Origin of the sequence: Wolbachia endosymbiont (group B) of Episyrphus balteatus, assembly GCF_947250575.1 — a bacterium.
Classification (GTDB): domain Bacteria; phylum Pseudomonadota; class Alphaproteobacteria; order Rickettsiales; family Anaplasmataceae; genus Wolbachia.
In genome coordinates, this window is the sequence record NZ_OX366325.1 from 961,418 (window position 1) to 976,155 (window position 14,738).

Genomic DNA, 14,738 nt, shown 5'->3' on the forward strand with positions numbered 1-14,738 from the left:
TTCTCTTCATAGCAAAATTCCCTTTTGTCATCCCAGTGCGTGACACTGGGATCTATTTTGCATATAGTTCCACCGTAGTGTTATATTTTAATGTAAAATTTTATATTTATCTACTAGATTCGTTTGCGAATAAAGTTCGCTGGATCCCAGTGTCACGCACTGGGATGACAAGAGAGAGGATGCTAGAATAATGGAGAAATATATAATTCTTATATTATCCTACATACTAGGTTCAATACCGTTTAGCTTAATTATTGCAAAAATAAATGGTATAAATTTAAGAGAAGTAGGTTCAGGAAACATTGGTGCTACAAATGTTGCAAGAACAGGAAATAAGAGACTTGCTGTCCTCGCATTATTTTTAGACTCTTTGAAAGGATTTGTCGGGGTTTATACAGCACAACAATTTTGTGATAATAACGATTTTTATATATATGTATCTGCAATTTTAGCAGTTCTAGGGCATATGTTTCCTATTTGGCTAAGGTTCAATGGAGGAAAGGGGGTTGCAACAACTTTGGGAGTTTTAGTAGCACTTAACATTTCTATAGCATTAGCATTTGTATTTGTCTGGCTAATAGTATTTTTTATCTTTCGGTACTCCTCTCTTGCTTCCTTGGCTGCTAATGCAGCAGCTGTTATAGCATCTTTCTTTTTTCAAAAGGAATTATTCCTTATACTACTCACTGTAGCGATATTAATTTTCTTGAAGCATTACAAAAATATTGCAAATCTTCTGCAAGGCAGAGAGCATAAGTTTTTATAAGCAATGAGATGTTAAATCACTGACACTTAAACTACGAGATAAACTGCTTGATGGTATTATTTTATCTTCTTTATTTAAGATTGTAATTTTTACTCTTGTTATACTCTCTACTTCTTGAGGTATTAAAAATTCATCTTCAATGAATCTTTGCTTCACTTCTTGTATTTTTTCATAAAGTGTGGTTACATTGCGCTTATTTTGATTATAAATATCTTCAATCTCTATCTCTAGCTTGTGTGAAGCTTCTTTTTTTAACATGTTATTTATCACTGCTTCTGTTATTGCTAGCTTTTCTTGCAGAATTTTCTTTATTTCTTCTTTATCGTCTCTGCTATTTTTACTCAGTTCCGTGTATACCCTATAACACCTTTTCTCTAGTGGTAACGTTCTTAAACTATCTAACATTCTGGCCACTTGACCCTTAATAGTCTTCTTGGCTTTCAATTTTAATTCTTTTACTTCTTCTTTTATTATTTTGCTAGCTATTCTCTTAGCTTCAGTTAAAGATGAGTCCTTGAGAAAAAAATCTGTTCTAAGTAAATTTTGGTTTAAAAGCTCCAAAAAAACTTTTCCTTTGATGTTTTCGAGTTGATCGTCTAAACCATCCCCCTGTAGTTCATTTGTTATGTGCTGAGACAGCGCAAAGTGCTCTAATTTATTTAACTTTACAGAGTTAATATTTTTCATTAACGTCAGCACAATTTGTTCACTATATTGAGAAGTAAAACTCAGTAATCTTCTCATTAAAGTAATGCTTACTTCTGCAATAAAATCATCAACTATTTTTTGACTTTTATCATCTTCATAATTATTTTGGGCGTTATGCCAAGCCCTAAGAATTTCTTTACTGTTTTTCTTATTTTTTAGCCTGTCTAACATAAACTTACGTGCTTCATTCTCTGCTTCTGTAAGGAGCATTTGTCTAGGTGGTGTAAATTTAATCTCTGGATCGGAATGAATACCCTCTAATGTACTTAACATTCTGTAGATAACACCAGTAAAACATGTGTTAGGAATTCGTTCTTTTCTAGAGAAAGTTTGGCTATCTAGTAAATTTGCAATCAACGCGTCTTTTTTATTTTTTACATCTTCTCTATCTCCATCATTGCAGGCTCTAAGAACTAACAGAAGAATTTGTCCACCAGTGAAGCCAGAGCTATGTTTCTCATTACCTTTGCAAAAATCTTGCAAAAACATTACTAATTTTCCCTTATTCTCATTACTAAATGGTTGGCCATCAAGCATATGTAAGTGATTTATATATTCAATAAATTCTTTAAATCCCTCATTATTAATAGCGTCTTCTGGTACTGGATCATATTTGCGTATTAACTTACCAATATTATTACTAATATCGTCATTCAATTGATGGGGCAGTAAATGCTCATAAGTACCATCAAACTTATTTGTCATACTGCGAGTATTTTCTTTTATGCCTTCTAAAAAGAAACTTATAGCAGCTTTGAGTAACGTAAATGGATTAAAATCCTTTGGCCTTAATTCACTTTGTAATAGAATTAAAACCATTGCAAGTGGTATTGTTGCAAGTAACGAAACGAGCAGAAAAGTAGTTGTAAAGGTTAGATATGTTACAGAAGCAAAAAATAAAAGGAAAGATGCTATCTTAATTTTATTTTTCTCAAAAAATATTTCCCAATATTCCTTTTTACTTATTTTTTCCTGCTTTGCAGCTTTTATGTCTTTATAAACGTAAAAAGTTTTTATTTCAGATCTAAAAAACAATGTGGCAAAAGATAAAAAGACATTGGCAGGATTAACTAAAATGCTTAAAGAAACAAAAGCTGCGAAGTAACTTGCTGTCTTTAATCTGTAAGAATCCTTTCCAGGAAATTGTATTTGGGAAATACCTATCATAGCCTACTCTCTATAATATTATGATATTTTAGTAATAACAAATAGCATATAAATGTCAATGCTTAAGTATTTTACTGTCTACGCACTCATCGTACTCAATTTCAACTGTAGAGTGCGCAATTTCAAACCTATTGAGTAGTATTTTTTTTATCTCATACAAAGTATTAGTGTGTTGTCCATTTTGCTTTATCTTGGCATGCATAGTAAGTATAAAATAATTATCAGATAGTGACCATGCATGTATATGATGCACATCTATCACTTCAGGTAACTTAGATACAATCTCACTTTTTATCTCCTCAGCAGATACACTCTCAGGTGTACCTTCAAGGAGTATATGGCAAGAATTCTTGAGAATTTTATAGCCACTGTTTAAGATTATTACACTGACAAATACTGACAAAATAGGGTCCACTATTTGCCATCCGGTAAACATGATAATTATGGATGCAAGTATAGCAGCTACAGAACCTAAAATATCTCCGATAACATGCAATACAGCACTTTTTATGTTTATATTACTTTCGCATTTACTATGTAATATAAAAAAGACTATAATGTTAGAGATCAGGCCAAGTGTGGCAATTATTAGCATTACTTTCCATTCAACATTGACCGGACAAATGAATCTCTTTATTGATTCAATGATAATGACTGCTGCAATGAAAAATAGAGTTAAACCATTAACAAATGCTGCAATTATCTGCAATCTGTGATACCCATATGACCTCTGTAAATCAGATTTCTTAGCTGAAAATTTGTGCGCTACCCAGCTTAAAATCAAGGCAAAAAGATCAGTGAGCATATGCCCTGCATCTGATAACAGAGCAAGCGAGTGTGAAATTACTCCACCTACTATCTCCATAAGCATTGTTATTGCAACTATTATTATGGAATAAATTAAGCGCTTGGACTCTGCTATTGAGTGTTTGCCATTGTGCACTGCTGTCATATAAAATCTTTTTATGAGCAAAAAAACGTGGGTAACACTGGGCTCGAACCAGCGACCCCTTGCACGTCAAGCAAGTGCTCTACCAACTGAGCTAATTACCCATCTTAACCTTAGTATAGTGCTTCAGTGAAATGAAAGTCAATTTGCTTTTAGACTTCTTGCTGAATGAAACTCCTTGACAAACCTTCCCACTTTCCTTATCATACCAATAAGAGTACTTATCCTTATTTTTGATCCTCGCGGGTTCAACAACAAAAATTCAGTAAAAAACTCAGATATTTATTGGCAAATTACATAAAAATTATAGCGGCTGCATGTCTTTTTTATTTTTTCTACATTCAGCCAAATCGCGCTTGTTAGCACATTATTACAACGCCAATTTACATTATAAAACTCGCTACTAAAGGATTTTTTTACCTTTTTTTCTACTCAGTAAATTTCTTAATTATAATTCCGCTACTTATTAACAGCTATGGAATTTTAGCTATATTCTCGATTTTTCATATTGAGTTAACTATCTATACTTTTTTATTAAGATATAAATTATACTAATATGAGAATTTACGTTTTTTTCAGATGAGTCACTTTATGCTTGATATTGTAAAGACTAATAAACTAGGGGTTAAAGTAATGACAATCAATCGACAAGTAAATAAAAATATATCTAAAGATGAATATTTTAACAACAAGCATATCATAGAAGTTAAAGATTTAAATATTAAAGTAGAAGTTTATTCTCATAATTTAAGAGCAAGTAAAGTTGCTCACATTGAAAGTGAGATAAGAGAAACAGCTACTAATTTTAAAGATGCATTTAAGCTGGAGCCTGGTAGCTCAGAACAAACATTCAAAATTTATGTGTTTGATGATAAGGCTGATTACACTCACCTTGGTGGAAGCGAACGTTTTGGTTCTTACCTTGGAGATGAAGGTGGTAAATGTTACTACAAAGGAGAAGCTGATATTTTTGCTGAGATGTATGTCTATCAGCAAGGTGGCGTTCATAACCTTCAGCATGAATTTGCACATGGTTTAACTTACTTGGCTACAGGAGGAAAATCTCTACCTACAGTATTAATGGAGGGAATTGCAGATTACTTTGAACATCATTCAGATCACAAGTTCAATGCTCAAGGGTCAAGTATTGATAAAACTGAAGCCGCAAATTTGGATCTAGGTGGAATTTTAAATTTACAATACTCAGCCAATGGTGAAGAAAACAGTTTAGTGTATAAAACTGGTCATGCGTTGATAATGTACTTACAGGAAAAAGATCCTAGTTTATTAAGAGACTACCTAGATGCTTTACGTCAAGGTAACTCAGATGAATCAAAAAGTTTCTTGAAAGACATAAAAGGACATGATGCTGACTTCAAAAGTTGGCTTGCTGAGAATGATACAGAAACTGCAATGGAACATCTCAACGCTTTGCAAGTTACAAAAGGAGATTTTATAGCAACTGGTCAAGAAATAGTGGGTGGAGAAATTAAAGATGTATCGTATTATAAAGCAAATATAGAAAAAATAGATGGAGAAAACGTTGGAAGTTTCTCTGCTGTAGAGCATGTGTCATTTTACGATTATGCTCGTGCTGTTAATAGGGCAACAAATGATACCCTCGATATATCAAAGGAATATCATTTCTTAAAGGCAGTAAAAACTACTGATGGGCAGGTTAAGCTGACTTACTCTGATCAACAAGGTAATGAATATCAAAACAGTCAAGAGTATAAAATGCAAGCTTTGAGGATATTATCAAAACATGGTGAAGATCTTAGAAAATCTTACTATGATGGGAAAGAAGACTTAGATAAGCAGAAGGATATAAAATATAATGATGTGTTGAAAAGCCTGCGTGAACAGGAAGAAACACAGCGTCATGATGCATACGAGCAATACAAAAGAGGAGAGATCTCTTATGAGAAATTTGTAGAAAAATGCAATTCAGCCAGCACTAATTATCATAATGAAGATAAGAGATTATATAATGCTACACAGGACAAATATACACAACTGAAAGATGATTTGCTTGATAAAACCATAAACGCTGGCTTGAAACAAGTAAAAGAAACTCAGAACATTGACGTAGAAAAGATGTTAGAAGAGATGGTTAATATCGATCCAAACCTAATCAGAGGTGCTCATATTAATCTACAAGAAGGTAAAGTTTTCTCTATCAAAGCTCTTGGTCACGGAGATATGGGTGCACTATCTATATATGATGGGAATACAAAGCTTGGAGAGTTGTCGAGCGAATCGGGCTTTTTTAAGCAAGTTGAAGGTCAAACTAAAGAAACTTTTGTTTTTGAGGACATATTGCACAACTTGAATACTCAATATGACGGTGGTGCTTATATGGCTATTACAAAAGAAAATGGTCATTATAAAGCTTCTCTGATAGATGGCAGAACAGTTGAACGTGATGAATACTTTGATGAAGCACATTTACATGAAAATGAATTGTTGCATCCTAGCACTGGACACATTCAAAAAGATTTAGATTCTCTGCTTCTTAGAGGGACCAAAATTCTAAATCATCAGGATTCAAAGCATGCTCAATATTCTGATGAGCAAAGAGAAAGCGGTGTAATCGTAGAAAAAGGAACATTATTGGATGATAAAGGGACTGATAGAACAGACGACGATGTATACGAAGCGGTTGTAAAGCAAGGAGGCGAAAATCTACATGCATTCAAAAATATGGGCTTCTATATCACTGAAGAGATGAAAAATGAAAGAGGTGAAGTTATAAATGAAAGTAACTTGTTCATTCATGATCATGGAAAAAACGTAAGGTTTCAATTGCCAGGCAATGTTACTCACCTAAAATTGGTGGAAAAAGATGGACAATATAAATTAGCACCATCTGATTCTGAAGGAAGAGAATACAGTAGCATACCAGACGAATACAAATATATTGATCCAGTATTTGCACATGAATATGAAAAGAGAGATTATTCTCATAAACATATAAATGTGGGCCTTATAAACTTAGAAAAATATGCCCCTGGTAAACTTTTTACCATTAAACATGATCCAAATGATTATCAGATACAAAGAAACTCGAGTGGTGAAATAGTGAGAATCAACAATCAAAGATATTTCACTAAAGTAAAACTATTTGATGGTGATACTGATGAAGAAATAGGAATGTTATCTAATAACTTCCATAACTTCAAAGGGCAAATATTCTTTTCTGCTGATTATAACTACAGCTATAATGATTTCCTCGCATCTGTTTCTCCTCAAGTTGAAATTGAGAATATGGGAAATGGAAGCAAAAAAATAACTTTTGATCAAGGCAGTGGCGATATCGGCGATACTAACAGAGGCTACACGGACTATCAGAGAATATTCACAAAAGAGAAACAAACCGAAAGTCCAAAAGGGCAAGTAAGTGAAACTAAGACAGAAGTTCATAGTACTACTAATGTTGTTGCTGAAGAGAGAACTGTATCAAACGACAATAGTGAAATACAGTCTGATCAACCACAAATTCCAACAAGGGCAAAAAGGTCAGCTTCAGTGGAGGAGAAAGAGCAGGTAGTGTTGAAAGACACAATCTTGAAAATAGAAAAGAGCTATGATAGAGATGTAGAAGGAAAGCATAAGGCAAATGTAATCATAGATTATAATGATGTGAAAGCCTTGTATAATAGAGCAGAAGGAGCAGATAAGCAATCTGTGTTAGATTTTTGGAACAAACTGCATACATCGGATTATAAGATTGGTGCTTTGCCGGAAGACAAGTATTACTTTAAAGATGGCAAATTTCTAATTCACGATAGTGACACGAAAAAGCTTATAGTGTTACCTGAAGATAAGGTATCCATCAAAATAATGAAGGATGGTGATAGTTATAGTTTGGCTATATCAAATGGTAATGGCAAAGTAATAAGCAGCATTAGTAAAATAGATAATCCAAATTACGAATTGCTATCAGATTCAAGTCACTTCAGCTTAGAAACACAAGATAACTTTGAGTTATTAGATCAACATCATGAATATAATCTCTATCTAGAGAATGGTTTTGTGAAAATGTTCGACTGCGCAAGCGATCACGTTTATCACGATCATAACTCAGCCTATATCTAATATACAAGGAGGGCCCTGCCCTCTTTTTGTTATTCCAATGCCCAGACACTGGCATCCAGTTAAATTTGCTAGTATAAAAGTAATCAACGTTTCTTATGATGGAAAAATGGATTCCAGTGTCAAGCACTGGAATAACACCAAAGGGGCTACTAGGATGACATCGTCTGCTACATACTTAGATCACAAGAGAAGAATTCTGAAGCGAAAAGCTTCAAGGAAATCTTATGCAAAATCTAGTATTTACGGAATTTATATTATTTTCATGCACATTATGGTTTTTATAATTAACGGAAAGTGATATGGCTAGTTTAACTTTTAAAGACAGTGCTGGAGCAAATGTAGTATCCCCTACCATTAAAAGCATAATTTATGAAGATGCTGCACAGAATAAGTATACCTTTGGTGTAGATAATACTAGTGTTTTCAACACTTTTAGGTATGAACCTAATGGTGCTGCTGAAATAGATTACAGTGCTACAGCAACAAACTTCATGACTGGAGGTGCAATTGCTACATTATTAGGTATTGGAACTAACGTAGGTGCAATAAAAACTAAGACTGATTCTATTCCAGCTGACTTAAGCGCTGATTTGGTTACCATAAAAACTCAAGTCGGAACAGATCTGATATCAGGAATAAAGGCTAAGACTGATAAGATTACAGATACCTTAGGAGCTGATGTCATTGCTATAAAGGCTAAAACTGATACTATTCCAGCTGACTTAACAGCTAAAGTAACTTCTATAGAAACTGCTACAAATGCTGCTAATTTAGGAGACAAGGTTACTGCAATACAAACTAAGACTGATAAGATTACAGATACCTTAGGAGCTGATGTCACTGCTATAAAGGCTAAAACTGATACTATTCCAGCTGACTTAACAGCTAAAGTAACTTCTATAGAAACTGCTACAAATGCTGCTAATTTAGGAGACAAGGTTACTGCAATACAAACTAAGACTGATAAGATTACAGATACCTTAGGAGCTGATGTCATTGCTATAAAGGCTAAAACTGATACTATTCCAGCTGACTTAACAGCTAAAGTAACTGCTATAGAAACTGCTACAAATGCTGCTAATTTAGGAGACAAGGTTACTGCAATACAAACTAAGACTGATAAGATTACAGATACCTTTACTGCTGATGTTGCTGCTATAAAAGATGCTACAAGTGCTGCTAATTTAGGAAATAAGGTTACTGCAATACAAACTAAGACTGATAAGATGCCTGATAACTTAAACGATGAGTTAATTAAGTTAACTACAATAGCAAAAACTCTAAATGGTGCTCCTGAGGCAGCTGCAGCTGCTAAAGCTGTACTAGAGAGCAGTTTCAAGCAAGCTATCAATGATGCTGGGCAAGAAGGTAGTGAATGGCTTAGAAATGAGATAAAAGAGATAGTGTCACAGCCATCTTTCGAAATTCCAACAGATTCAAGTGCACCACTTTCTTGGGATTGGTAATGTAAGTGCCAGTAGATGATATCTCGCTATGTCATTTACTGTTGTCATTACAGCATGTGATACACAGCTGTACAAACATTATTCTGTAGGAAGATGTCATGCCAGTGCCCAGACACTGGCATCCATTTTCCCATCATCATAAGAAACGTTATATTTTAACATTACTTTTATACTCGCAAATTTAACTGGATCCCAGTGTCACGCACTGGGATGACATCTTCCAGCTGTGCATGTGAAGCTAAAATGGCATTCTTTTTTCTAGATTCCAACGGTCTTGATAACAGGCAAGAAGTATATTTTTCATTGCAACTAATTTGCAGTGATTTTTGTTTTAATGTAGATGGAATATAGTCCTATTGCTGCTGCGTTTGAAACATTTAGACTATCAATTACGTTTGACATTGGGATTTTTAAAAGATAATCACAACTTTCTTTAACTAGTCTCCGCATTCCTTTCTCTTCAGAACCAAAAACAATTACTCTTTTTTCCCCAAAGTTCTTTATTTCATCTATATTTTCCTTGGCATTGCAATCAAACCCATAACACCAGTAGCCTATCTTTTTTAAAGACTCCATCGTCTTTACTATGTTTGTAACGTATATTAGAGGGACAATATCCAGTGCTCCACTTGCTGCTTTTGCGATAGATGCATTTTCGCTTGGTGAATGGTGATACGGTAAAACCAATGCATCAATGTTGAAACAAGCTGAGGTTCTTAAAATCGAACCTATATTGTGTGTATCAGTAATTTGATCTAAAATGACTATAGTAGAGTTTTCACCTGATCTTTCAGCTATTTCTTCAATATTTAAGCTGTGAAAAATAGGAGTAACTTTTAAAGCAATTCCTTGGTGATTTACACCTTTGGGTAAAACATCATTGAACATTTTGTTCTCTACCAGTCGAGCTTTAATGCCCTTACTATCTGCACATTGTTTAATTTCTTTCTCAAATTCTCTGTAGAAATTTTCTGTTACTAACAGTTCTATACACCGCCTATTTTTGTTTCTTAATGCTGAAATACAAGTGTGCTTTCCATATATCCAACAGTTTTCATTAGCTTTTGATGATTTCATCTCATTATTAAAAATCAGATTTTTATAGAGTAAGCAATATTTTACTGTGTTTATATATTGTTGTAAAATTATGCAGTTCAATTAATGAATTTATGTCAGATGATGAGTTAGATTGGCAAAAAAATGTTAAGCCAATAGAATGTGGAAAAGTTACTTTGAAAGTTGATCACAAAGTAAATATAAAATCTATGATTGATAAAGGTATCTCTGGCTTACAAGAAAATTTTCTTAATACTGATAATGGTGATTCATCATTTTGTCTTGACTACAATACAAAATTAAAGATCGATAGGGGCAAATATTTTATAAGCGATAAACTCGATTTGCATGGCTATAGTATAGATGATGCTTATTGTAAATTGATAGATTTTATTATCAAAAATTATCAAGCAAGGAATAGGTGCTTATTGGTAATTACGGGGCATGGTAATAGTACAGATAAAATAGACACTATAAAGAATAGCTTAAATAAGTGGTTGAATGATACAAAAGTTCGAAATATGATCTTATACTATCAGCAAGCCATAAAAAAACATGGTGGCAAAGGAGCTTTTTATGTCTTATTAAGAAGAAATAAAGGTTAATTTTAGAGTACCTATTTAGGAGTACCTTTCTTAGAATTCACGTGTTGAAGAATGATTTCTGCTAAACCTTTACTAATTCCAGGTACGTTTTGAATTTCAGCTAGAGAAGCTTTGCTTATGTTTTCTACCGAACCAAAATGAGACATGAGTGCCTTCTTTCTTTTACTGCCAACACCGGATATTTTGCTTAATTGTGAAGCAAAAAATTGTTTATCGCGTTTTTTTCTATGCGAAGTTATTGCAAAACGGTGAGCTTCATTACGCAGCAATTGTAAATAAAGCATGACCTTGCTGTCACTTGCTAGAGTAAATTCTTCTCTGCTCGGCACATAAAATCTTTCATTTCCTGCGTTACGATCATGACCTTTTGCCATACAAGCAAAAGGAACGTTTATATTCAATATCTCCAACACATTCTGCACTATGGAAACATGTCCTGGCCCACCATCTATCAGTAAAAAATCAGGAATGATGTCTTTTATATTGCCAGAGAAACGTCTAGTAAGCACTTCTCTCATCATTTTATAGTCATCACCTGAAATTTCTTCTTTTATAGTAAATTTTCTGTACTCACTTTTTAAAAAACCTTCCTGCCCTGCAACAATCATCACACCAACTTGTTGATTTCCAGATATATGGCTATTATCATAAACCTCGATACGCTTTGGAATATTTGGTAACAAAAAGATTTTGCTAAGCTCTTCGAGCTTTTCTAGGTTATTTCTATAATCAGTAAGCTTCTGCTCTAGGCTATGCTTAGAATTATTGTAAATAAAATTCAACAAATCACGCTCTTTACTATTTTTCGCATACAAAACTTTTATTGATTTTTGAGTAAGAGCATAAAGTGCTTGCTCTATAATTTCCTTATCCTTAATAAAATCGGGAACGTAAATTTGTGCTGGTGGTGTATTAACTGGATTATACAAATTGACCAAAAAGGTGGATAAAATTTCATCATTTGGATGATCACTACAATTCTCAATGAAGTAAGGAATGCTTCCATAGTTACCTTTATCTCTGAAAGATAGTACACCAATGCATGCTAAGTCTGCCTCACGTACAATGCTGAAGAAATCTGCATCTTCTTCAAAAGAAAAATCCATTGGCTGCATTTGAATTTGCTGAAGAAATTTCAATCGATCTCTATAGACAGCAGCAAGCTCGTAGTTCATCTCCCTACTGCACTTTTCCATTGTAGAAAATAGCTGTCTTTGCACTTCTTTATTCCTTCCTAGCAGAGTATCTTGTGCTTGTTTTACTGATTTGCAGTAATCATCTTTTGTAATTTTATCTACGCATGGTGCTGAACAGCGCTTAACTTGATACTCAAGACATGGTCTTTTTGTTGAAGAGAAATATTGATCTGAACATACTCTTAAGAGAAAAGCTTTTTGCAATGATAATATAGTGTTCTTAACAGCAGCGGCAGATGGAAAAGGGCCGTAGTAATGAAACTCATTCTTCTTAAACTTACCTCTATATTTCGCTATTCTTGGATAATCATGCTTAGAAATTGTTATATAAGGATAAGATTTTCCATCCCTAAGCAAAATATTATAAGATGGTTTTAACGATTTTATTAACTGTGCTTCAAGAAGCAATGCTTCGATTTCATTCTCAGTGATGAATATTTCAACCTTAATAACCTGTAAGATCATTACTCTGATTCGTTCAGAAAGGTTTTCGAATTGAAGGTAGTCGGATAATCTCGACTTCAAGTTTTTTGCTTTACCAATGTATAAAACCTTACTCTTATCTCCAACCATCTTATAAACGCCACAGGATTGTGGAGATGATTTGATTTGTTCCTTATATTGCCTGAGCATTTATCAATTGTTTAACCTGTATAAGGTTAAACTCTGCTACTAAATGAAAGGTAGAAACAACATTTGCAAGCAAAGATAACCTGTTTATTCTAAGCTCATTAGAATCACAGTTAATCTTTACACTGTCCATAAATTGATTGATAAACGGAGCAAAACGAGCAAGTTCATCAAGCGCTGTATTAAAGTCGTTATTTTCTATCGCTTGTTTGATGTTTTTACAAGCAGCTATAGCACAATTTGATAGCGCAATCTCCTCATCTTCAATCAAAAACTTCTTACTGTAAGATGCATTATAAGTAGTGCCATCACTTTTTCTCACTTTGCTCATCATGTTACTGGCTCTTTTATAAGTGCTTAGAACCTGTTCACCTTCTTTTGTACTAAGATAACGATCCAATATCACAGTTTGCTTTTCCGCTTTCAGCAGATCATTAATATCGACTTTATATAGTATTGAATCTACAACATCTTGCCTTATATTTCTATTTTTTAAAATAATCTTGAACCTTTCTAAGCAGAATTTAAATACTAGTTCTAAAATTTGTTTTTCACTTGGCTTATCAACTGGAGTTATATTTTTATTCAATAGAAGCCTTGAACATAAAGATACTGACTTATCTATCAGCAATCTAATTGGAATATGCAAATTATTTTCAAGTATTGTTCTAATTATACCAATTGTCATTCTCCGCAAACCAAACTGATCATAAGAACCAGAGATTTTCTCACCTGCTGCAATTAAGCCAACCAAACTATCCATTTTGTCTGCAATAGCTACAGCAATCGCAGTAGGAGATTTAGGGCATTCTTGGTCCGATCCAATTGGCTTATAGTGCTCAGTTATAGCTTCCACTACTTCTTTATCCTCTTGAAAATAAGAAGCGTAGTATCCACTCATTACTCCTTGCAATCCCGGAAATTCTTTCACTATCAACGTTGCAAGATCTGCCTTTGCTAAATATGCAGCACGTTCAACTTTAATTAATGAAGCATGTGGAATAAATATCGCTACATACTTTGAAAGAGCGATAATACGCTTCACTTTTTCTTCTACGCTACCGAGCGAAGCATGAAATGAAATAGAGCTCAATTTTTTGACATAGTAATCTAGGTTTTCCTTCTTGTCTTGAGATATCAAAAACTGGGCATCAGCAAGACGTGCTTCTAATATTCTTTCATGGCCTTTGACAACTTCATTGTTGTTAACATTTACAACAGTAACAAAATGTGATATTTTCTGTCCATCACTTAAAGCAAGATACTTTTGCTGCGTATTAATTATACTAAGTATTACTTTCTTCGGTAATTCTGATGATTTTACTTTACCAAATAATACTATTGGCCACTCTATAAGCCCTGCCAATTCATTAAGTAAATAATCATTTTTTTCAAGTTGTAAGTTCTCCTCTTTTGTAAACTTATTAATCTGATCTAGTATAAATTGCTTTCTTTTGTCCAACTGGAGAATGACATTATTTTTTTCTAACAATTCAAAATAGTCTTTGGGTGTTTTAACAGTAAGTACTACATCACCTGAAAGAAACCTATGACCATACGTCACGTTGCATGCTGTAACCCCTGCAAAAGATATAGGTATTATTTCGTCATTTAAAATACATAGAATATTTTTAATTGGCCTAACCCATCTCTCTTTTCTTTCACTCCATCTCATACTCTTTGGCCAAGAAAAGTTTTTTAGCATTTCCTCCAGTTGATTTTTGAGAAACCCGTTGATGTTAAATAAGCAGCTTTCTCTCTTAATGAAGTAAAAATCTTCATCGTTTACTTTGCGAATGAGTAAATCTTCTTCACCTTTCCGGTTTTTTCTCAAAAAACCTTCGATAGCACTTTTCGGTGCATTAACTCTTGGTCCTTTAATTTCATTGTTAGAATCTTTTAGCTCTAAAGCACTTATGCCATCAATAAAAAGAGCAATGCGACGTGCAGTCACATAAACTTCTATAGATGCAAATTTCACATTATTTTTACTAAAAGCATTAGTGATATAGCTCTTAACCTGAGCTGCAGATGAATTCTGCATTCTTGATGGAATTTCTTCTGAAAGACATTCAAACAATAATTGTGACAACATAT

At 33.6% G+C, this 14,738-nt stretch carries 9 protein-coding genes and 1 tRNA gene; 4 read left to right on the forward strand and 6 right to left on the reverse strand.

Features of this window, described 5'->3' with window-relative positions:
- The first annotated feature begins 190 nt into the window (after positions 1-190).
- Entirely contained in the window at positions 191-766 is a 576-nt protein-coding gene (gene plsY, locus OOL05_RS04575) for a glycerol-3-phosphate 1-O-acyltransferase PlsY (RefSeq protein ID WP_029237657.1), read from the forward strand.
- Here the strand turns inward: plsY and OOL05_RS04580 are convergent.
- The 3 genes from OOL05_RS04580 to OOL05_RS04590 all read right to left on the reverse strand — a co-directional run bounded on the left by OOL05_RS04580 (position 761) and on the right by OOL05_RS04590 (position 3,694).
- Positions 761-2,641, reverse strand: coding sequence for a hypothetical protein (locus OOL05_RS04580; RefSeq protein ID WP_264729995.1), 1,881 nt, complete (start codon positions 2,639-2,641; stop codon positions 761-763). The two genes, plsY and OOL05_RS04580, sit on opposite strands and share 6 nt — an antisense overlap.
- 55 nt (positions 2,642-2,696) lie before the next feature.
- Complete coding sequence (locus OOL05_RS04585) at positions 2,697-3,593, reverse strand: cation diffusion facilitator family transporter (RefSeq protein WP_264729997.1); 897 nt, start codon at positions 3,591-3,593, stop codon at positions 2,697-2,699.
- A gap of 28 nt (positions 3,594-3,621) precedes the next feature.
- Positions 3,622-3,694 (reverse strand) — tRNA-Val (locus OOL05_RS04590).
- A gap of 487 nt (positions 3,695-4,181) precedes the next feature.
- Between OOL05_RS04590 and OOL05_RS04595 the strand changes: the two genes are divergently transcribed.
- Positions 4,182-7,688: a peptidase M2 gene (locus tag OOL05_RS04595; RefSeq protein ID WP_264729999.1), complete on the forward strand. Its 3,507-nt coding sequence runs from the start codon at positions 4,182-4,184 to the stop codon at positions 7,686-7,688.
- A gap of 299 nt (positions 7,689-7,987) precedes the next feature.
- Positions 7,988-9,154 (forward strand): hypothetical protein, encoded by a 1,167-nt coding sequence (locus OOL05_RS04600; RefSeq protein WP_264730001.1) that lies wholly within the window; start codon positions 7,988-7,990, stop codon positions 9,152-9,154.
- A 309-nt stretch (positions 9,155-9,463) separates the two neighbouring features.
- On the opposite strand, the gene rlmB is transcribed toward OOL05_RS04600, so the two are convergent.
- The gene (rlmB, locus tag OOL05_RS04605; protein ID WP_264375947.1) at positions 9,464-10,231 is read right to left on the reverse strand and encodes a 23S rRNA (guanosine(2251)-2'-O)-methyltransferase RlmB; all 768 of its coding nucleotides are present in this window, start codon (positions 10,229-10,231) and stop codon (positions 9,464-9,466) included.
- Between the two features lie 92 nt (positions 10,232-10,323).
- Here rlmB and OOL05_RS04610 point away from each other — a divergent pair, with 92 nt between their 5' ends.
- On the forward strand, positions 10,324-10,815 hold the full coding sequence (locus tag OOL05_RS04610) for a Smr/MutS family protein (RefSeq protein ID WP_029237658.1): 492 nt from the start codon (positions 10,324-10,326) through the stop codon (positions 10,813-10,815).
- 11 nt (positions 10,816-10,826) lie between these two features.
- Here the strand turns inward: OOL05_RS04610 and uvrC are convergent, their stop codons facing one another.
- Positions 10,827-12,644: an excinuclease ABC subunit UvrC gene (uvrC, locus tag OOL05_RS04615; protein WP_264730005.1), complete on the reverse strand. Its 1,818-nt coding sequence runs from the start codon at positions 12,642-12,644 to the stop codon at positions 10,827-10,829.
- Positions 12,628-14,736, reverse strand: a complete 2,109-nt coding sequence (glyS, locus tag OOL05_RS04620; protein WP_264375949.1) for a glycine--tRNA ligase subunit beta — start codon at positions 14,734-14,736, stop codon at positions 12,628-12,630. The genes uvrC and glyS overlap by 17 nt, the downstream gene beginning before the upstream one ends.
- Positions 14,737-14,738 lie beyond the last annotated feature (2 nt).

Bases quoted from the DNA above. Each gene is read 5' to 3' on its own strand.
- OOL05_RS04600 (WP_264730001.1), top strand. From the start codon at position 7,988: ATGGCTAGTTTAACTTTTAAAGACAGTGCTGGAGCAAATGTAGTATCC.
- glyS (WP_264375949.1), bottom strand. From the start codon at position 14,736: ATGTTGTCACAATTATTGTTTGAATGTCTTTCAGAAGAAATTCCATCA.
- uvrC (WP_264730005.1), bottom strand. From the start codon at position 12,644: ATGCTCAGGCAATATAAGGAACAAATCAAATCATCTCCACAATCCTGT.
- OOL05_RS04610 (WP_029237658.1), top strand. From the start codon at position 10,324: ATGTCAGATGATGAGTTAGATTGGCAAAAAAATGTTAAGCCAATAGAA.
- OOL05_RS04595 (WP_264729999.1), top strand. From the start codon at position 4,182: ATGCTTGATATTGTAAAGACTAATAAACTAGGGGTTAAAGTAATGACA.
- rlmB (WP_264375947.1), bottom strand. From the start codon at position 10,231: ATGAAATCATCAAAAGCTAATGAAAACTGTTGGATATATGGAAAGCAC.
- OOL05_RS04580 (WP_264729995.1), bottom strand. From the start codon at position 2,641: ATGATAGGTATTTCCCAAATACAATTTCCTGGAAAGGATTCTTACAGA.
- plsY (WP_029237657.1), top strand. From the start codon at position 191: ATGGAGAAATATATAATTCTTATATTATCCTACATACTAGGTTCAATA.
- OOL05_RS04585 (WP_264729997.1), bottom strand. From the start codon at position 3,593: ATGACAGCAGTGCACAATGGCAAACACTCAATAGCAGAGTCCAAGCGC.